Below are 18,792 nucleotides of genomic sequence, written 5' to 3'. Positions count from 1 at the left end.
TCGCGTACCGTCTCACGCCGTGTCGACCCCCAGCACGACGGTGGTCGTGGTGACGTGGCGCGGTCGCGGGCACGTCACCGCGTGCCTCGACGCCCTCGCCCGCCAGCGCCCGCACCGGGCGGTGGTGGTGGACAACGCCTCCGACGACGGCACGGCCGACCTGGTGCGGTCGCACCCCAGCGCGCCGGAGCACGTCCGGCTGCCGCGCAACGTCGGCTACGCGGGCGGCCTGGCGGCCGTGCTGCCGGACGTGACCACCGAGTACGTGGCCTGGCTCAACGACGACGCGGAACCCGACGACGGCTGGCTCGCCGCGCTCGAGGACGCCCTGGACGCCGACCCCGGCGCCGCCGCCGCGACCTCGTCGATGGTGCTCGCGGACGGCTCCACCCAGTCGGTCGGCGTCCGGCTGACCGCCGACGGCCACGGCGCGGACCTGGTGCTCGCGGGCCGCGAGGTGTTCGGCTTCTGCGGCGGCGCGGCGCTGGTGCGCACGGCCGCCCTCGCCCGCGCGGGCGGCGTCCCGGCGGGCTTCTTCTGCTACTACGAGGACACCGACACGGCGTGGCGGCTGCGGCTGGGCGGCCACCGCGTGCTGTCCGTCGGCCCGGCGCGGGTCCGGCACCGGCACGGCGCGAGCACCGAACCGGGCTCCCGCCCGTTCCACCGCTGGAACGAGCGCAACCGGCTGCTGATGCTCCTGCGCTGCGCCCCGCTCGCCGTCGCGCTGCGGGAGACCGCCCGCTTCGCCGCGATCACCGCGAGGCTGCCGTTCGCGCGGAACGCGCCGGACGCGGGGAACTTCCGCGTCGGCCTGCGCGTCCGGGTGCTGCTGGAGGTGCTGGTCCGGCTGCCCGCCGCGCTGGTGGACCGGGTCCGGATCGGCCGGCGCGCGGTGGTGCCCCGGCGCGCGGTGTGGCGCGAGTGGGCGGGCAGGTAATCGCGGGCGGGTAATCGCGGCAGGCAGCCGCGGGCGGGTAGTCGTGGACAGGTCGCCGAGGGCGGGTAGTCGCGGGCAGGTCGTCGAGGGAGAGGGAGGACCGGCGTGGCCGAGTACGTCGAGGTGCGCACCGAGGACGGCGGGCTGGTGCCGTTCGAGCTGGACGAGGACCACGACGGCCCGGTGCGGGCCGGGCGGCGCTGGGACCGGGTCGAGGAGACCCTGGAGCAGGGCGTCGAGCGGGCCCGGCAGGTCGCCCGGTCCGTCGCCGCGAGGATCGGCGACATGCCGTCGCCGCGCCCCGACAAGGTGGCCGTGGAGATCGGGCTCAAGGCCGGGGTGAGCGGTGCGTTCGGCATCGCCAGGTCGTCCGCCGAGGCGCACATCAAGATCACCGTCGAGTGGCACCGGGACGGCCTCGACGCCGCGCCGCCGCCCGAGGACGGCGAGTCGAAGCAGGTGGGCGGCGGGGTCGGGCAGGCGGACGGCGGGCCGGGACCGGCGGACGGCGCGCAGGGCACCGCGTAGGGCACCGCCACCTCACGCTGCGGAGCGTGATGAGGCAGAGTGAGGCCGTGGAGCACGGGAACAGCCTGCCTGACGTGACGGTCGTCGTGGTGAACTACCGCGGCGCCGACGACACCACGACCTGCCTGCGCGCGCTGTTCGGGGAACTCGACCACCCGGCCGACAAGCTCCAGGTGGTCGTGGTCGACAACGCCTCGGGCGACGGCGGCGCGGAGCGCATCCGGGCCGCCGTGCCCGCCGCGGAGGTCGTCGAGGCGCCCGCCAACCTCGGGTTCGCGGGCGGCTGCAACCTCGGCGTGGAGCACGCCCGCGGCTCGGTCGTCGCGTTCCTCAACAACGACGCCCGCCCGCACCGCGACTGGCTGCGCGAGGCGCTGCGGGTGCTGCGCGCCGAACCCGCCGTGGGCGCGGTCGCGTCGAAGGTCCTCGACTGGGAGGGCCGGGACGTGGACTTCGTCGACGGCGGCCTCACCTGGTTCGGCATGGGCTACAAGCGGCACGCCGGGCAGCCCGACGACGGCACCCACGACACGCCCCGCGACGTGCTGTTCGGCACCGGCTCGGCGCTCGTGGTCCGCACCTCGGTGTTCCGCGAGCTGGGCGGCTTCGACGAGCGCTTCTTCATGTTCTACGAGGACGTGGACCTCGGCTGGCGGATGAACCTGCGCGGCTGGCGGGTGCGCTACGAGCCGAAGTCCCTGACCTACCACAAGCACCACGCGTCGATGGCGGGGATCGACAGCAGCCGCGAGCTGTTCCTGCTGGAGCGCAACGCCCTCGCCGCGCTCTACAAGAACTTCTCCGACGAGACGCTGGCCAAGGTGCTGCCGGCCGCGCTCGCCCTGGTGGTCCGCCGGGCCACCGCGCGCGGCGAGCTGGACGCGGGCCAGCTGGAGATCACCCGCCGCCCCGCCGACCCGGCGGACGACCTCGCGCCCGTGCCGGTGCCGCGGCAGGCGCTGGCCGGGTTCCTCGCGATCGACCAGTTCGTGGAGCTGCTGCCGTCGCTGGCCGCGTCGCGGGAGGTCGAGCAGGCCGCGCGCCGGCTGACCGACGCCGACCTGCTGCCGCTGATGCGCAAGGCGATGGAGCCCGCCTACCCGCTGCCCCGCTACCTGGCCGCGCACGACGTGCTGGTCGAGGTGTTCGGGCTGGAGGAGGTCTTCGGCCGGCCCCGGCGCGTGCTGGTGATCACCGGCGACGCGATCGCCGACCGGATGGCCGGCCCGGCGATCCGCGCGTGGAACATGGCCGACGTGCTGGCCGGCGAGCACGAGGTGCGGCTGGTCACGACCAACGCGCTGTGCGAACCGCCCGAGGCGCCGTTCCCGGTGGTCCGCGCCGCGCCGCGCGAGCTGGTCGAGCACGCCGGGTGGGCGGACGTGATCGTGCTCCAGGGGCACGTGCTGGAGCACCTGGGCTTCCTCAAGGAACCCGGCAACACCAAGATCGTCGTCTGCGACGTCTACGACCCGATGCACCTGGAGCTGCTCGAACAGGGCAAGGACTCCACCGACGAGCAGCGCGAGCTGGACCTGGTGGGCGTCACCCGGATCATCGACAACCAGATGCGGCGCGGCGACTTCTTCCTGTGCGCCTCCGAGCGGCAGCGGCACTTCTGGCTCGGCCACCTGACCGCCATCGGCCGCCTCACCCCGTCGCTGTACGACAACGACCCGACGACGCGGTCGCTGCTCGCCGAGGTCCCGTTCGGCCTGCCGGGCAAGCCCCCGCAGCGCACCGGGCCGGGGCTGCGCGCCGCCCTCGGCCTCCCCGAGGGGGACAAGGTCGTGCTGTGGGCGGGCGGCGTCTACAGCTGGTTCGACCCGCTGACGCTGGTCACCGCGATCGACCGGCTGCGGGCGCGGCACGCGGACGTGCGGCTGGTGTTCCTCGGCATGAAGCACCCGAACCCCGAGGTGCCCGACATGGACATCGGCGCGCGGACCCGCGCCCTGGCCGCGCGGCTGGGCCTGACCGGCTCGCACGTGTTCTTCAACGAGACCTGGGTCCCCTACCAGGACCGGCAGAACTGGCTGCTCGACGCGGACGCGGGCGTCACCACGCACTTCGAGCACGTCGAGACGACGTTCGCCTTCCGCACCCGCGTCCTCGACTACCTGTGGGCGGGGCTGCCGATCGTCACCACGGACGGCGACTCGTTCGCCGACCTGGTGCGCCGCGAGGGGCTGGGCGTGGTCGTGCCGTCCGAGGACGCCGACGCGCTGGCCGACGCGCTGGAGAAGGTGCTCCACGACGAGGCGTTCGCGGCGGCGTGCGCCGAGCGGATCGCCGTCGTGCGGGAGCGGTTCACCTGGGACAACGCGCTGGCGCCGCTGGTGGAGTTCTGCCGCAGCCCGCGGCCCGCCGCCGACCGGCTGCCCGGCGCGTCGCCGATGGTGCGCAACCGGCCGCTGGGCAAGCTGGACAAGGTGCAGCGGGACGTGCAGCTGGTGCGCGAGTACCTCACCGCGGGCGGGCCGCGCGAGGTCGCCCGCCGCGCCTCCGGCCGCGTGCTGAAGAAGCTCCGCCGTGGCTAGGCCGCTCAAGGTGCTGATCGACGGCACCCCGCTGCTCGGGCACCGGACCGGCATCGGCCGCTACACGGCGGCGCTGGCCGAGGAGCTGGCGTCGATGCTCGACGAGGTCGACGTGCGGGCCGTGGCGTTCACGCTGCGCGGCTGGCGGGCGCTGCGGACCGTGCTGCCGCACGACGTGGTGGCGCGGGGCCTGCCCGTGTCGGCGCGGCTGCTGCGGCAGTTCTGGCTGCGCGCGCCGTTCCCGCCGGTGGAGTTCCTGGCCGGGCCGACCGACGTGGTGCACGGCACGAACTTCGTGCTGCCGCCCGCGATCCGGGCCGGCGGCGTGGCGACCGTGCACGACCTGGCGTTCCTCGACTCGCCCGGCGACCTGCCCCCGTCCGACCGGCGGCTGCCGGAGCTGGTGCGGCGCTCCGCGGCCCGCGCCGACGTGGTGTGCACGCCCACGCAAGCGGTTGCGTCGGTGGTGGAGGAGCGGCTGGGCGTGCCCGAGTCGAAGATCGTCGTGACGCCGCTCGGCGTGGACCCGGCCTGGTTCGCCGCCCGGCCGCCGTCGCCCGAGCTGCGCGCCCGGCTCGGCCTGCCGTCGGAGTACCTGCTGTTCGTCGGCGCGGGCGGTCCCCGCAAGGGCCTGGGCACGCTGGTGGCGGCCCACTCGGCGCGCCCCTCCCTGCCGCCGCTCGTGCTGGCCGGGCCGGGCGCGCGGTCGGCGGACGGCCGGGTGCTGCGCACCGGGTACCTGAGCGACGTCGACCTGCGCAGCGTGGTGGCGGGGGCGGCGGCGCTCGTGCTGCCGTCGCGCGACGAGGGCTTCGGGCTGCCGGTGCTGGAGGCGCTGGCCTGCAACGTGCCCGTGGTGTGCACGGACGTGCCGGCGCTGCGCGAGGTGGCCGGCGGGCACGCGGTGCACGTGCCGGTCGGCGACGTCGAGGCGCTGGCGCAGGCGATGGGCGCCGCCGCCGAGGCGCCGCCGACACCGGCCGAGGCCACCGCCCGGCGCACGCACGCGGCCGGGTTCACGTGGCGCAGGACGGCGCTGAGGACGGTCGAGGCGTACCGCCGCGCGGCCGGCCGCTGACCTACGGGATGCGGGCCGGCCTACGGGACGGGGTTCGGGCGGGCCTACGGGGTTCGGGCGGGCCGGTCCGGGGAGCTGAGGACGCTCCACGACACCTGCCGTGAACCGGTCACGGCGCACACGCGGCGCAGGAACCGCTGGCGCTCGCTGTCCTGGCGAGGCGCGACCGCACCTGTCGAGAGCTCGGGCATGAGGGCAAGAATCCCCCACCGGCCGAACGCGGAACCAGTGCGGGAGGCCGGTAACACCCCAACGGCCCAACCTCACCCCTCACGCGGTCACCGAGCGCATCCGCTGCGATGATGCCGGGCATGAGCTTCACGGCTGTCTGGCCGATCTCCGACCCCACCGACCCCTCCTCCGGCGACCCCGAGGCCGCCGACGAGCTGACCGTCAGCACGCCGGAGGACGTCGACGTGCTCCTGGCCCGCCTCGCCGACCCCGGCGCCGGCCCGGCCGTGGTCGAGCACGCCGACCGCGACCCGATCACCGACACCGAGGGGCTGCTCGGCGCGCCGGGCGCGGCGGAGATCCCCGACCACGACGTGGCGGTGGCCGTCGACGGCGGGTTCGGCTACCTCACGTACGCGGACCCGGAGCACGACTACTCGACGTTGAAGGGCGAGGCGGGCTCCCCCGGGCTGCGCTCCGAGCTGGTGGACTACCCGGCGGGCGCGGGCGTCCCGGTGGAGGTCCTGGCCGCCGCCCTGAAGGACTTCCTGGCCACGGCCCGCCGCCCGTCCTGCGTGGAGTGGCAGGAGGCGTAGGCGTCACCCGGCCCCGGTCGCGCCGTCGGCGGGGTGGCGCAGCCGGACGTCGGCCTCCACGTAGACCGCGACGTCGTGCGCGACCGACACGCGCACCGGGGCCAACCCGCCGGGCACGCGCACGTCGCCGTCCCGGTCGAACGGCAGGCCGGTCCAGTCCCGCCACACCGCCAACGGCGCCACCACGCTCGACGAGCACCGCGCCACGCCCTCCACCACCCCGCCGGCCCGCACGTGCGTGCGCAGCCACCGGTCGGCGGGCAGCCCGTCCTCCCGCGTGCGCGCCGCGTAGTCGCCCATCGGCACGTCGGGCTCGGCGGCCTTGTCCGGTGGCCGCAGCGGCACCAGGAACGAGTCGTACCCGGTCGCCGACACCGCCCGCCGCATCCCGGCCGGCACCCGGGCCGACAGCCCCCGCCCCGAGTACGGGACCAGCACGCCCCGCGCGACCGGCTCGCCGCCGTCCAGCAGCGCCACGACCAGGTGCGGCCACCGCGCCGCCGGCCGCCGCCGCGTCACCAGCGACGCGGCCAGGACGCCCGACACGAACCTCGCCGCGCCCGGCGGGTAGGGCACGGCGAACACCGCGTCGGCGAGGTCGGGGCGGTCGGCGAGCGTGACGGTCTCCACGCGGCCATCGAAGCCCAGGACCGGCCGCCGGGCACGGGGGCGCCACGACGGCCGGTCCGGGAACCGCGACCGGCCCTAGGGCACGGCCTTCGTCGCCACGGCCTCCGCCAGGGCCTCCTGCCAGGACCGCAGCGGCGGCAGGCCGGCCTCCTCCCACGACTTGCCGGACAGCACCGAGTACGCCGGGCGCGGGGCCGGGCGCGGGAAGTCGGCGGTCGAGCACGGCCGCACCCGCTCCGGGTCCAGGCCCAGCTCGGCGAACACCGCCCGCGCGAACCCGCACCACGTCGTCTCGCCGCCGCCGGTCGCGTGCAGCACGCGCGCCGGCGTCCCGCCCCCGGCCACCAGCCCCGCCAGCGCCACGAGGCCCCGCGCGAGGTCCAGCGACCACGTCGGCGACCCGACCTGGTCGTCCACGACGGACAGCGCGTCGCGCTCGCCCGCAAGGCGCGCCATGGTCTTCACGAAGTTCGGCCCGTGCGCGCCGTAGACCCACGCGGTGCGCACGACCCACGCCCGGTCCCACGCCGCCAGCACGCGCTGCTCGCCCGCGAGCTTCGTGCGCCCGTACGCCGAACGCGGCCCGGTCTCGTCGGACGGCTCGTACGGCCGCGCGCCGTCGCCGGGGAACACGTAGTCGGTCGACACGTGCAGCAGCGGCACGTCATGCGCGCGGCAGTGCTCGGCCAGCAGGCCGGGGCCGGTGGCGTTGACCGCCAGCGCCCGGTCCTCGTCGGTCTCGGCCGCGTCGACCGCCGTGTACGCGGCGCAGTTCACGACCACCGGGCTCAGGCCCGAGTCGCGCGCCGTCGCCGCGAAGACCGCGACCGCGTCGGACACGGCCCGCGCGTCGGTGATGTCCAGCTCGGCCGACGACGGCGCGTGCACGAGGCCGTCCGCCGGCGCGGCGGCCACGACGTCCTGCCCGAGCTGGCCGCGGCCACCGGGCACCAGGAGTGCGAGCGCCACGTCAGCCCGCCAGCGCCGCGCGCTGCTTCAGCGGCTCCCACCACGCCCGGTTGTCCCGGTACCACTGCACGGTGGCGGCCAGGCCCTCGGCGAAGTCGACCCGCGGCGCGTAGCCCAGCTCGGTGCTGATCTTGGTGATGTCGACCGAGTAGCGGCGGTCGTGGCCCTTGCGGTCGGCGACCGGCTCGACGAACGAGTCCCAGTCGCGGCCGGTGGCCTCCAGCAGCCGCTCGGTCAGCTCCCGGTTGGTCAGCTCGGTGCCGCCGCCGATGTTGTAGACCTCGCCGCCGCGACCGCCCTCGACCACCAGCTGGATGCCCCGGCAGTGGTCGTCCACGTGCAGCCAGTCGCGCACGTTGAGGCCGTCGCCGTACAGCGGCACCTTCTTGCCGTCCACCAGGTTCGTGACGAACAGCGGGATGACCTTCTCCGGGAACTGGTACGGCCCGTAGTTGTTCGAGCACCGCGTGATGCTGACCGGCAGGCCGTGGGTGCGGTGGAACGACCGGGCCAGCAGGTCCGAGGACGCCTTCGACGCCGAGTACGGCGAGTTCGGCTCCAAGACGTGGTCCTCGGTCCAGGACCCCTCGTCGATCGTGCCGTAGACCTCGTCGGTCGACACGTGCACGAACTTGGCCACCCCGGCCTCCAACGCGCCCTGGAGCAGCACCTGGGTGCCCAGCACGTTGGTCAGCACGAAGTCCGCCGACCCGGAGATCGACCGGTCCACGTGGGACTCGGCGGCGAAGTGCACCACCACGTCCGTGCGGGCCATCACCTCGGCGACCACCTCGCGGTCGCAGATGTCGCCCCGGACGAAGGTCAGCCGCGGGCTGTCCGCGACCGGCGCCAGGTTCGCCTCGTTGCCGGCGTAGGTGAGCTTGTCCAGCACCACCACCTCCGCGTCGGCGTAGGCCGGGTAAGCGCCGCCCACCAATTCCCGCACGTAGTGCGAGCCGATGAACCCGGCCCCACCCGTTACCAGTACGCGCATGCTCAAACGCCCTTCCACAGCGGTTCGTACCATCGCAGTCTGTCACGGGGTAAACCCGTGCAACCCACCCGGTTGTTACAGCGTCTCCCGTATAAGAAGGGATGTCCGGCGAGGTTCACCCGTCCGCGACTACCTTTGACCAGGCAGGCTGTGCAGACGGGGGAGGCAGGCCAGTGGACCGGAGTCCGCACGGGAGAGCCGCCGGGGCGACAGCGGTGCGTGCCCTCCTGGTCACCGCGCGTTCGTTCCTCGCGCTGCTCTCGGCGGCCGTGCTCGCCGTCACGTGGTACGGCTGGTACTACTTCAAGGACCTGGACGACAACGTCACCACGACCGACGTCATCCCCGGCTCGGTCACCGAGATGCCCGACGGCGTTGCCCGCAAGCCGCTCGACGGCGCGGTCGACATCCTGCTCGTCGGCGTCGACAGCCGCACCGACGCGCAGGGCAACCCCCTGTCCGACGAGGTGCTGGCGCTGCTCAACGGCGGTGTGGCGGACGGCACGCTGAACACCGACACGATGATCCTGGTGCACGTGCCGCAGGACGGCACCCGCGCAGTGGCCGTGTCGTTCCCGCGCGACTCGTACGTCGAGATCGCCGACGGGTTCGGCAAGCACAAGCTCAACTCGGCGATGGCCCGGCAGAAGAACGACACCGCGCAGGGGCTGCGCGAGCAGGGCGTCACCGACGAGGCGCGCATCGAGCGGGAGTCGACGCTCGCCGGGCGCAAGACGCTCATCAAGACCATCGAGGGGCTGACCGGCGGCGCGGTCACCGTCGACCGGTACGCCGAGGTCAACCTGGCCAGCTTCTACGAGGTGACGCAGGCCATAGGCGGCGTCGAGGTGTGCCTGAACAACGCCACCCGCGACTCCGACTCGGGCGCGGACTTCGCGGCGGGCCGGCAGACCATCGCCGGGCGCGGGGCGCTGTCGTTCGTGCGGCAGCGCGGCGGCCTGCCCGGCGGCGACCTCGACCGGATCGTGCGGCAGCAGGTGTTCATCGGGGCCCTGGCCCGCAAGGTGCTGTCCACCGGCACGCTGACCGACTTCGACCGGCTCAACCAGCTCGTGACGGCCGTGAAGAAGTCCGTGGTGCTGAGCGAGCGGTGGAACATCACCGAGTTCGCCGAGCAGATGCAGGGCCTGGTGTCGGGCAACATCCAGTTCCGCACCATCCCGGTGGGCGAGCCCACGGACACGTTCAGCGACGGCAACGTGCTGCCCGTCGACCCGGTGCAGGTGCGGCAGTTCATCAAGGGGCTGGCCGCGGCGGACTCGCGGTCCTCCTCCGCCGCCCCCGTGACGACCACGACCCCCGACCGGCCGGCCGCGTCGGCGATCACCGTGCAGGTCTACAACTCCGCGGGCGTCGCCGGCCTCGCCGGCACCGTGCTGGACCAGTTGGCGGACAAGGGGTTCCGCCGCGGCCAGGCCACCACCGGGACGTACTCGGACACCACCGTCGTGCGGCACGCCGCGGGCGAGCGGTCGAGCGCCGAGAGCGTGATCTCCGCCCTGGGCGGTAACGCCGAGGCCGTCGAGGACGACTCCGTGCCCGGGGGGCAGGTCCAGGTGCACGTCGGGGCGGACTACTCGCCGCCCGGTTCGTCCGACCCGGCGTCGGTCGAGGACACCACGCGGGTGGCGCCGTCGACCGGTTCCGCCCCGCCGATCACCGCCGACGGTGTGGTCTGCGTCAACTGAACAGCCCACCCCAGGCGCGCACCGGCGTCCGACCGGCCGAAGGTGGTTAGCCTGATCGGACTGGTTCGGACCGGTTAGGGGAGCGGAGGAACGCCGTGAAGGCCGCGGTGATCACCGGGCGCGTGCTCGTCGCACTGCTGTCCGCGGCCGTGCTGGCGGTGGCCGGGTACGGCTGGTCGACGGTGCAGCGCGTGCAGGAGAGCGTGAACAAGACGGACGTGCTGTCGGTGCTGGAGGACGTGCCCAACGCGCCGCCCGTCGAGGACGGCGCGACCGACATCCTGCTCGTGGGCAGCGACAGCCGCACCGACGCCCAGGGCCGGCCGCTGCCGGACGACGTGCTGCGCCGGTTGCGCACCGAGGCGACCGACACGCTCAACACCGACACGATCATCGTGCTGCGGGTGCCGAAGAACGGCGGCCGGGCGCACGCCGTGTCCATCCCGCGCGACACGTACGTCGCCATCCCCGACCACGGCCAGGAGAAGATCAACTCGGCGTACGGGGTGACCAAGTTCTTCACGATGGAGCGCCTGGCCGCCTCCGGGGTGCCGCTGGACGAGCGCTCGCGCGAGGGCGACCAGGCCGGGCGGCGGGCGCTGGTGCAGGTCGTGCAGGAGCTGACCGGCGTGCGCGTCGACCACTACGCGGAGGTCAACCTCTACGGGTTCTACCTGCTCACCCAGGTCATCGGCGGCGTGGACGTGTGCCTGCGGGCGGCGACGTCGGACCCGGACTCGGGCGCCGACTTCCGGGCGGGCGTGCAGACCGTGGCGGGCGGCGACGCGCTGGCGTTCGTGCGGCAGCGCAAGGGCATCCCCAACGGCGACCTCGGGCGGATCACGAGGCAGCAGGTGTTCATGTCGGCGGCCGTGTCGAAGCTGCTGTCGGCGGGGACGCTGACCGACCAGGCCAGGCTGTCGGGGCTGATCGACGCGGTGAGCAAGTCGGTCGTCGTGGACCAGGACTTCGACCTGACCACGCTGGCCGCGCAGGCGCAGGGGCTGGCCGGCGGGAACGTCGAGTTCGCGACCATCCCGGTGACGGGGGTCGGGGCGGTGAACGAGCGGGGGCAGAGCGTCGTCACCGTGGACCCGGTGCAGGTGAAGGCGTTCGTGGCGCAGGTGCTGGGCGAGAAGAAGACGACCGTCGTGCCCACGCCGTCGGTTGTCCCCAGCACGCCGGTCGGCGCCACCCCGTCGGGGTTCGGCGGCGGTAGGGTCGTGGCGCTGGACGGCGGTCGCGCGGCCGGCGCGGTGGCGCTCCAGGGACCGCCGTGCGTGGACTGAGGTGACCAGGGCTTTCAGGGGGTCGGGTAGCTGGATCGGGTGATCATGGGGACGAAGGTGTACGTAAACGCGGTTTCGGCACTCGGTTGAGAGAAGCGGACCCCCGAGACCACCCCGGCCGTCCACCACGAGCCCACCACCCGCACCTCCGACCCACCACCCGCCCCGGCCGCCCTGCCGGCCCGCAGCCAAGCCACCCGGCCGACGCACCGGCCCGACGCGCCCCGCCGCCCGGCCCGACCACCGGCTGACCACCGGCTGACCCGTCCCCGAGGGCGGGGTGCGGCTTCGTGCGGGAGGGGTGGCGGGACGCCGCGACCGGCGTGGCAAGGTTGTGCCATGACCGTCACGGATGCGCTGTTCGCCCCCCTGTTCGCCGCGAACCCGGGCCGTCCCCTGATCACCCACTACGACGACGCGGCCGGCACGCGCGTGGAGCTGTCGCGGGCGACCATCCGGAACTGGGCGGCCAAGACGGCGAACTGGCTGCGCGACGAGCACGACGTCGAGCCGGGCGACCCGGTGGCCGTGCTGCTGCCCGCGCACTGGCAGACGGCGGGCGTGCTGCTCGGGGCGTGGTGGTGCGGCGCGGCGGTGACGGACGACCCGGCGGGTGCGAAGGTGGCGATCGTCGCGCCGGGCGGGGTCGCGCCGGGGGCCGCGGTGACGGCGGTCGCGTCGCTTCACCCGATGGGGTTGGGCAGCGGCGCGCCGGTCGACTACAACGACGACGTGCGGGCGCACGGCGACGACTTCGCGCCGTGGGAGCCGGTCCCCGGCGCGACGCCCGCGCTCCTCAAGTCCACTGTGGACGAGGTCGTGTCGGAGGCGCACCACCGGGCGGAGACGTTGGGCATCACCACGTCCTCGCGCGTGCTGTCCACGTTGGACTGGTCCATGCCGGACGGTCTGCTGAACGGTTTCCTGGCCGTGCTGGCGGGCGGCGGGTCGCTGGTCCAGTGCAGCAACGCGACCCCGGACCTGCTCCCCGCCCGCCGGACCGGTGAGCAGACGAACCTGGACCTGGTGGGCTGAAGCGGGCCGGAGTGGACCCGAGCGGAGCGGGCCGGAATGGACCGGAGCGGGTGAACCTGCGGGGGTGGCGTGGTCGCGGGGACCACGCCACCCCCGGACGACCTAGCCCCTGAGCAGGGCGCGGCTCATCACAACCCGCTGGACCTGGTTGGTGCCCTCGTAGATCTGGGTGATCTTCGCGTCCCGCATCATGCGCTCGACCGGGAAGTCGCGGGTGTAGCCGGCGCCGCCGAACAGCTGCACGGCGTCCGTCGTCACCTCCATGGCGACGTCCGAGGCGAAGCACTTGGCCGCGGCGGTGATGAAGCCGATGTTCGGCTCGCCCCGCTCGGCCTTGGCGGCGGCCACGTAGACCATGTGGCGGGCCGCCTCGATCTTCATCGCCATGTCGGCGAGCATGAACTGCACACCCTGGAAGTCGGCGATCGCCGTGCCGAACTGCCTGCGGTCCTTGGTGTAGGCGATGGCCTGCTCCAGGGCGCCCTGCGCGATGCCGACGGCCTGCGCGCCGATGGTCGGGCGCGTGTGGTCGAGGGTGCGCAGCGCGGTCTTCAGGCCGGTGCCGGGCTCGCCGATGATCCGGTCCGCGGGGATGGTGCAGTTCTCGAAGTGGATCTCGCGGGTGGGCGAGCCCTTGATGCCGAGCTTGCGCTCCTTCGAGCCGACGACGAAGCCCGGGTCGTCCTTGTGCACGACGAACGCCGAGATGCCCTGCGACTTCTTCGGCGCGTCCGGGTCGGTGACGGCCATCACCGTGTACCAGGTGGACTCGCCGGCGTTGGTGATCCAGCACTTGGTGCCGTTGAGCACCCAGTGGTCGCCGTCGAGGCGGGCGCGGGTGCGCATGGACGCGGTGTCGGAGCCGGCCTCGCGCTCGGACAGCGCGTAGGACGCCATGGCCTCGCCCGAGGCGATGGACGGCAGCACCTGCTGCTTGAGCGACTCGGACGCCGACAGCAGGATCGGCATGGTGCCCAGCTTGTTCACCGCCGGGATCAGGGACGACGACGCGCAGACGCGCGCCACCTCCTCGATCACGATGCAGGTGGCGACGGAGTCGGCGCCCTGGCCGTCGTACGCCTCGGGCACGTGCACGGCGGCGAAGCCGGATTTGACCAGCGCGTTCAACGCCTCGACCGGGAAGCGCTCCTGCTCGTCCACGTCGGCCGCGTACGGCGCGATCTCCTTGTCGGCCAGTGACCGGACCGCCTCGCGCAGCGCCTCGTGCTCCTCGGCGAGCTGGTAGGTACCGAAGCTCGGGTCCACGTTAAGTTACCTCCGGGTAGGGCGTTCTACCTGGATGTTAGCGCGCGTTCACGGCACTGTCCGCTGTGCCGTCGGCAACAACACCCGCCCGGGTGCGCAACGCCGCGTCCTTCTCCAGGACCAGGTCCGCGAGGGACGCCTGGAACTCCGCCATCCGCTCCCGCAGGGCGGGATCGGACGCGGCCAGGACGCGCACCGCCAGCAGGCCCGCGTTGCGCGCGCCGCCGACCGACACGGTGGCCACCGGCACGCCGGCGGGCATCTGCACGATCGACAGCAGCGAGTCCATGCCGTCGAGGTACTTCAGCGGCACCGGCACGCCGATCACCGGCAGCACGGTCGCCGACGCCACCATGCCCGGCAGGTGCGCCGCGCCGCCCGCGCCCGCGATGATCACCTTCAGGCCCCGGGATGCGGCGGACGTCGCGTAGTCGAGCATCCGCTGCGGGGTGCGGTGCGCCGAGTACACGCCCACCTCGTAGGTCACGCCGAACTCGGCGAGCGCCTCGGCGGCGGCCCCCATCACGGGCCAGTCCGAGTCGCTGCCCATGATCACGCCGACCTGCGTCACTGCTCTCCTCCGTGGATGTCGTACCCGTCGAGCCACACGCCGTCGGACAGCCAGTGCGCGGCGAGCCTGGCCCGCGCGCGCACCTCCTCCAGCCGTTCACCGAGGACGGTGACGTGCCCGATCTTGCGTCCCGGCCGCTCCGCCTTGCCGTACAGGTGCACGTGGGCGTCGGGGAACCGGGCGAACAGGTGGTGCAGCCGCTCGTCGGGGCCCGTCGCGGGCGCGTCGGGCGCGCCGAGGACGTTGGCCATGACGACGGCGGGCGCGGCGAGGTCCGTCGCGCCGAGCGGGTAGTCCAGGACGGCGCGCAGGTGCTGCTCGAACTGGGACGTGCGGGCGCCCTCGATGGTCCAGTGGCCCGAGTTGTGGGGGCGCATGGCCAGCTCGTTGACGACGAGGCCGGCGGCGGTGTCGAACAGCTCCACGGCGAGCAGGCCGACGACGCCCAGCTCGTGCGCGACGCGCAGCGCCAGCTCCTGGGCCTCCTCGGCCACCTCGGCGGGCACGTCGGGCGCGGGCGCCAGGACCTCGACGCAGATGCCCTCCTGCTGCACGGTCTGCACCAGCGGCCACGCCGCGCCCTGCCCGAACGGCGAGCGCGCGACGAGGGCGGCCAGCTCGCGGCGCATGGGCACGCACTGCTCGACCATCAACGGGGTGCCGGCGGCGAGCAGCTCGGGCACGACGCGCTGCGCGCCCTGCGGTGTGTTCAGCATCCACACGCCGCGCCCGTCGTACCCGCCGCGGACGGCCTTGAGGACGCACGGCCACCCGTGCTCCGCGCCGAAGCGCAGCACGTCGCCGGTGTCGGTGACCTCGGTGAACGGCGGCACGGGCAGTCCCAGCGCGGCCAGCTTCACGCGCATGACCAGCTTGTCCTGGGCGTGGACCAGGGCGTCGGGGCCGGGCGCGACCTTCACGCCGTCCGCGACCAGCGCGCGCAGGTGCTCCTGGGGCACGTGCTCGTGGTCGAACGTGACGACGTCGCACGACCCGGCGAAGGCGCGCAGCGCGTCCAGGTCGGTGTGCTTGCCCAGTTCCACGTCGCGGGCGACGAGCGCGGCCGGGTCGGAGTCCGACTCGGCGAGCACCCGCAGCGACTGGCCCAGGGGGATCGCGGCCTGGTGGGTCATGCGGGCCAGCTGGCCGCCGCCGATCATGCCGACGACGGGGAGACGGGTTCGGGAGTCCACGGTTCGGTGATTTTACCTGCACAAACAGCGGGCTCCCGCACGCCCCCGGCGCGGGCGGCGACCCGCTGTCAGACGCGGTGCGGCCGGCGCGTCGTCACGAGGGCCAGCGCGAGCAGCGCCGCGGCGGGGACGGTGAAGACGGCGAACTCGACCCACTGGAGCTCCGCGACGCGGTCGGCGGGCTGGAAGTCGGTGTAGTGCTGCGTGAGGCCGGTGTCGGCGACGCACTTCCGGAACGCCGGGTCGACCTCCTCACCGGTGGGGACGCAGTGCCGCGGGTAGTCGACCACGGTGCCGGCCGCGTCGGCGTAGCCGCTGCCCACGGTCCAGTCGTCGTCGCCGGTCGCCGACGAGTACAGCAGACCGCCCGGCGAGTAGGGCTCCAGCACGCGTTCGGGCGTCCGGTAGAAGGGCCGCCACAGGGCGGCGACGAGGGCGCGGGTCAGGCCGTAGGCGACCAGGGTGAGGCCCATGGACAGCACGGTGCGGCGGGTGAGCGCGCTCATCGCCAGGCCCAGGGCGAAGCCGAACGCCGCGTAGGCGGCCTGCACCTGCGGCACGACCTCGAACGGCATCGGGTCGAACGCCCGGAACGGCACGTAGTCCGTGTTGGTGGCGTTCATGGCGTTCATCAGCACGACCAGCGACGCGCCGAGGCCGGCGGCCAGCGCGACGGCGGGCACGCCGAGCAGCACGACCTTGCCGACCAGCCAGCGCAGCGGGCTGATGTCCTGGCTCCACACCACGAGGTGGGTGCGCTGCTCGTACTCCCGGGACAGCAGCGGCGCGGTCCAGAACACGGCGACCACCGCGCCGAACAGCGCCGGGCCGAGGGACAGCAGGTAGGCGAGGTCCGCGTAGTCCACCCGGCCGAGCAGCTCGTGGCGCTGGTGGCCGGTGGCGGTGACGTGCGCCGCCAGGGCCAGCGCGGTGCCGGCGACGACCGCGACGACGACCGCGGCGCCGCCCACGGTCCAGCGGTGCCGGCGCCAGGCCAGCCAGAGCAGGTCGCGCCAACCGACGGCGGACCGCACGACGGCGGTGTCCACGGGCGGGGGCGCGGCGGTGGACCCGTCGGCGGTGCCGGTGGTCTCGGTGGTGGTCCGGGCGGTGGTCACGCCCCGCCCTCCTTCGGGTCCGGGCCGTTGCGGGTGGCCGCGAGCTGGGCGAGCACGTAGTCCTCCAACGTCACGGGCCGCTCGGTCCACCGCCCCGCCACGACCGGGCGCGGGTGGTCGTCGGGCAGCCTGACCAGGAACGTCGACTGGTTGCCGCGGTGGCGCGCCTCGACGACCCGGCCCAGGGCGGGCGGCACCTCGGAGCGCGGACCGGTGTAGCTGACGTGCCGGGCGAGCAGGTCGTCGAGGTCGCCGCCGGCCAGCAGCCGGCCGTGGGCGAGCAGCAGCAGGTGGTCGGCCACGCCGCTCAGCTCGGCCACGACGTGCGTGGACAGCAGCACCGTCATGCCGGTCTCGTCGACCTCGGCCAGCAGCTCGGCGGTGACCTCGCGGCGGGCCAGCGGGTCGAGGTTGGCCAGCGGCTCGTCGAGCAGCAGCACGTCCGGTCGCGAGCCGATGGCCAGCGCGAACGCCACCTGCGCCTGCTGGCCGCCGGACAGCCTGCCGCACGCCCGGTCGAGCGGGACCTCGAAGCGCCCCAGCCAGCGGCGGGCCCGCGCCTCGTCCCACACGACGTTGAGGCGGGCGCCGAGCCGGAGCACGTCGACGGCGGTGAAGTTCCGGTACAGCGGCTTGTCCTGCGACACGAACGCCACCCGGCCCGCCGCGCCCGCCGACCCCTCGTCGGCGTCGAGGAGGCCCGCGAGGACGGACATCAGCGTCGTCTTGCCCGCGCCGTTGGCGCCGACCAGCGCGGCGACCCGGCCGGAGGGCAGGTCGAACGTGCAGTCGCGCAGCGCCCAGCGGTTCCGGTAGCGCTTGCCGAGCGACCGGGCGCGCACCGCGAACGCGGTGCCGGCGGTCGGGCCCGCGGGGCGACCGCTCACAGGACCACCACCCCGTCCCCGCCGGACGTGCGGTTGCCGCGCGCGCCGGGGTGCAGGACGGAGCGCACGAGCGCGTCGACGTCCTCGGCGTCCAGCCCGGCGTCGCGCGCCTCGCGCACCCACAGGACCAGGCGGGCGCGGAGCGCGGCCATCACCTCCGGGTCGGTCGAGCCGAGCCCGGCCTTCACGTACGTCCCCGATCCCTGGCGGGCTTCGACCAGGCCGGACATCTCCAGCTCCCGGTACGCCTTCAGCACGGTGTTGGCGTTGACGCCGCTCGTGCCGACGACGTCGCGCACGGTCGGCAGCCGGTCCCCCGGGCCCAGCCAGCCCAGCCTCAGCGCCTCCCGCACCTGGCGCACGAGCTGCAGGTAGGCGGGGAGACCGCTGGAGCGGTCGACGCGGAACTCCACCGCTCCCCCCCGGATTGTTCTGGTTGACTAAGACACCGGAACACGGTTCAGGAACGTCCCGGGGTTGTCAAGCCCTGCCCCGCGCACTCCACCTCGCGCACCGACCAACCCCCGGTACGGGTGCCGTCGGGTAACGCGTCCGTAACCGGCGCGGCGACCACCCGGACCAGGTCGTGTCATTCACCACCACCTTAGTCTTTCTCGCCTCTCACAGGCCCTGTCCAGCGCTTTTACTCGACGGTGCAGGACAACACCGCACCGGAAGGACAAGGGATGACATTCCGACGAATCCTGACCGCCGTCGTCGTGGCCGCCTCGGCGCTGCTCATCGCGCCGGCCGCCAACGCCGAGCAGGCCGACACGCGGCAGGACGAGTGGGTGCTGGAGAGCGTCACACGGCCGGGCGACGTGTGGGACCAGACCAACTGGGCCTGGGACCCCGAGTTCCCGGTCATCCCCCACCCGCGCCACGGGGAGGACAACCAGACGTGGTTCATCTCCGACGACGGCAGCATCAGGGACAAGATGTACGGCTGGTGCGCGACCTCGGTCGGCGGCCGGCTGGCGGGCCGGCCCTGCGACGGTTCCTACGAGCAGCGCTGGGTGGGCCACTCCTACGACGGCTACGAGACCTGGCTGTTCGAGCTGGGGAACAGCGACCAGTGCGTCACGCACAACGGCGTCTACAAGGAGCTGATCCTCTCACCGTGCGGCCCTGAGCGGTCCGACCAGCGCTGGATCATCCACCGGCGGTAGTCGACCCGGGCACGGCGGGGGACCCGAGCGGCACGGGGCTCGGGTCCCCCGCCGTGCGACCGGGTCGGACGGCCGGTCCGGGCGCGCGCTGCTGCACCGGCACGTCCAC

Annotated in this window: 18 protein-coding genes; 9 read left to right on the top strand and 9 right to left on the bottom strand. The window is 74.0% G+C overall.

Annotated features, from left to right (window positions below):
• The first annotated feature begins 19 nt into the window (after positions 1-19).
• The 5 genes from ACR807_RS28475 to ACR807_RS28455 all read left to right on the top strand — a co-directional run bounded on the left by ACR807_RS28475 (position 20) and on the right by ACR807_RS28455 (position 5,853).
• On the top strand, positions 20-940 hold the full coding sequence (locus ACR807_RS28475) for a glycosyltransferase family 2 protein (RefSeq protein ID WP_438924514.1): 921 nt from the start codon (positions 20-22) through the stop codon (positions 938-940).
• A 105-nt stretch (positions 941-1,045) separates the two neighbouring features.
• Positions 1,046-1,468 carry a CU044_2847 family protein gene (locus ACR807_RS28470; RefSeq protein WP_438924513.1) on the top strand — a complete coding sequence of 141 codons (423 nt, stop codon included), beginning with the start codon at positions 1,046-1,048 and terminating at the stop codon, positions 1,466-1,468.
• A 29-nt stretch (positions 1,469-1,497) separates the two neighbouring features.
• On the top strand, positions 1,498-4,008 hold the full coding sequence (locus ACR807_RS28465) for a glycosyltransferase (RefSeq protein ID WP_438924527.1): 2,511 nt from the start codon (positions 1,498-1,500) through the stop codon (positions 4,006-4,008).
• Positions 4,001-5,086, top strand: a complete 1,086-nt coding sequence (locus tag ACR807_RS28460) for a glycosyltransferase family 4 protein (RefSeq protein WP_438924512.1) — start codon at positions 4,001-4,003, stop codon at positions 5,084-5,086. Before ACR807_RS28465 ends, ACR807_RS28460 begins: the two co-directional genes overlap by 8 nt.
• A gap of 311 nt (positions 5,087-5,397) precedes the next feature.
• Positions 5,398-5,853 carry an Imm1 family immunity protein gene (locus ACR807_RS28455; RefSeq protein WP_438924511.1) on the top strand — a complete coding sequence of 152 codons (456 nt, stop codon included), beginning with the start codon at positions 5,398-5,400 and terminating at the stop codon, positions 5,851-5,853.
• 3 nt (positions 5,854-5,856) lie between these two features.
• On the opposite strand, the gene ACR807_RS28450 is transcribed toward ACR807_RS28455, so the two are convergent.
• The 3 genes from ACR807_RS28450 to rfbB all read right to left on the bottom strand — a co-directional run bounded on the left by ACR807_RS28450 (position 5,857) and on the right by rfbB (position 8,446).
• Entirely contained in the window at positions 5,857-6,483 is a 627-nt protein-coding gene (locus tag ACR807_RS28450; protein WP_438924510.1) for a hypothetical protein, read from the bottom strand.
• 75 nt (positions 6,484-6,558) lie between these two features.
• Positions 6,559-7,452: a dTDP-4-dehydrorhamnose reductase gene (gene rfbD / locus ACR807_RS28445; protein ID WP_438924509.1), complete on the bottom strand. Its 894-nt coding sequence runs from the start codon at positions 7,450-7,452 to the stop codon at positions 6,559-6,561.
• A 1-nt stretch (position 7,453) separates the two neighbouring features.
• Positions 7,454-8,446, bottom strand: a complete 993-nt coding sequence (gene rfbB / locus ACR807_RS28440) for a dTDP-glucose 4,6-dehydratase (RefSeq protein ID WP_438924508.1) — start codon at positions 8,444-8,446, stop codon at positions 7,454-7,456.
• 215 nt (positions 8,447-8,661) lie between these two features.
• Here rfbB and ACR807_RS28435 point away from each other — a divergent pair, with 215 nt between their 5' ends.
• The 3 genes from ACR807_RS28435 (at position 8,662) to ACR807_RS28425 (ending at position 12,479) form a co-directional block, all read left to right on the top strand.
• On the top strand, positions 8,662-10,155 hold the full coding sequence (locus ACR807_RS28435; protein ID WP_438924507.1) for an LCP family protein: 1,494 nt from the start codon (positions 8,662-8,664) through the stop codon (positions 10,153-10,155).
• A 95-nt stretch (positions 10,156-10,250) separates the two neighbouring features.
• Complete coding sequence (locus ACR807_RS28430; RefSeq protein WP_438924506.1) at positions 10,251-11,444, top strand: LCP family protein; 1,194 nt, start codon at positions 10,251-10,253, stop codon at positions 11,442-11,444.
• Positions 11,445-11,783: 339 nt separating this feature from the next.
• On the top strand, positions 11,784-12,479 hold the full coding sequence (locus tag ACR807_RS28425) for a TIGR03089 family protein (protein ID WP_438924505.1): 696 nt from the start codon (positions 11,784-11,786) through the stop codon (positions 12,477-12,479).
• A gap of 102 nt (positions 12,480-12,581) precedes the next feature.
• Here the strand turns inward: ACR807_RS28425 and ACR807_RS28420 are convergent, their stop codons facing one another.
• The 6 genes from ACR807_RS28420 to ACR807_RS28395 all read right to left on the bottom strand — a co-directional run bounded on the left by ACR807_RS28420 (position 12,582) and on the right by ACR807_RS28395 (position 17,927).
• The gene (locus ACR807_RS28420) at positions 12,582-13,745 is read right to left on the bottom strand and encodes an acyl-CoA dehydrogenase (RefSeq protein ID WP_438924504.1); all 1,164 of its coding nucleotides are present in this window, start codon (positions 13,743-13,745) and stop codon (positions 12,582-12,584) included.
• A 37-nt stretch (positions 13,746-13,782) separates the two neighbouring features.
• Complete coding sequence (purE, locus tag ACR807_RS28415; RefSeq protein ID WP_438924503.1) at positions 13,783-14,316, bottom strand: 5-(carboxyamino)imidazole ribonucleotide mutase; 534 nt, start codon at positions 14,314-14,316, stop codon at positions 13,783-13,785.
• Complete coding sequence (locus ACR807_RS28410; RefSeq protein WP_438924502.1) at positions 14,313-15,509, bottom strand: 5-(carboxyamino)imidazole ribonucleotide synthase; 1,197 nt, start codon at positions 15,507-15,509, stop codon at positions 14,313-14,315. Before ACR807_RS28410 ends, purE begins: the two co-directional genes overlap by 4 nt.
• Before the next feature lie 68 nt (positions 15,510-15,577).
• On the bottom strand, positions 15,578-16,627 hold the full coding sequence (locus ACR807_RS28405) for an ABC transporter permease (RefSeq protein ID WP_438924501.1): 1,050 nt from the start codon (positions 16,625-16,627) through the stop codon (positions 15,578-15,580).
• Positions 16,624-17,514 carry an ATP-binding cassette domain-containing protein gene (locus tag ACR807_RS28400; RefSeq protein WP_438924500.1) on the bottom strand — a complete coding sequence of 297 codons (891 nt, stop codon included), beginning with the start codon at positions 17,512-17,514 and terminating at the stop codon, positions 16,624-16,626. Before ACR807_RS28400 ends, ACR807_RS28405 begins: the two co-directional genes overlap by 4 nt.
• Positions 17,511-17,927 (bottom strand): GntR family transcriptional regulator, encoded by a 417-nt coding sequence (locus ACR807_RS28395; protein ID WP_438924499.1) that lies wholly within the window; start codon positions 17,925-17,927, stop codon positions 17,511-17,513. Before ACR807_RS28395 ends, ACR807_RS28400 begins: the two co-directional genes overlap by 4 nt.
• Positions 17,928-18,200: 273 nt before the next feature.
• On the opposite strand from ACR807_RS28395, the gene ACR807_RS28390 reads away from it, so the two are divergent.
• Complete coding sequence (locus tag ACR807_RS28390) at positions 18,201-18,683, top strand: ricin-type beta-trefoil lectin domain protein (protein ID WP_438924498.1); 483 nt, start codon at positions 18,201-18,203, stop codon at positions 18,681-18,683.
• Positions 18,684-18,792: the final 109 nt, after the last annotated feature.

It is taken from the genome of Saccharothrix sabaoui (assembly GCF_051756985.1).
Taxonomy (GTDB): Bacteria; Actinomycetota; Actinomycetes; order Mycobacteriales; family Pseudonocardiaceae; genus Actinosynnema.
Note: the sequence above shows the minus strand (reverse complement) of the source record. Positions and strands in the feature narration are given on the sequence as shown.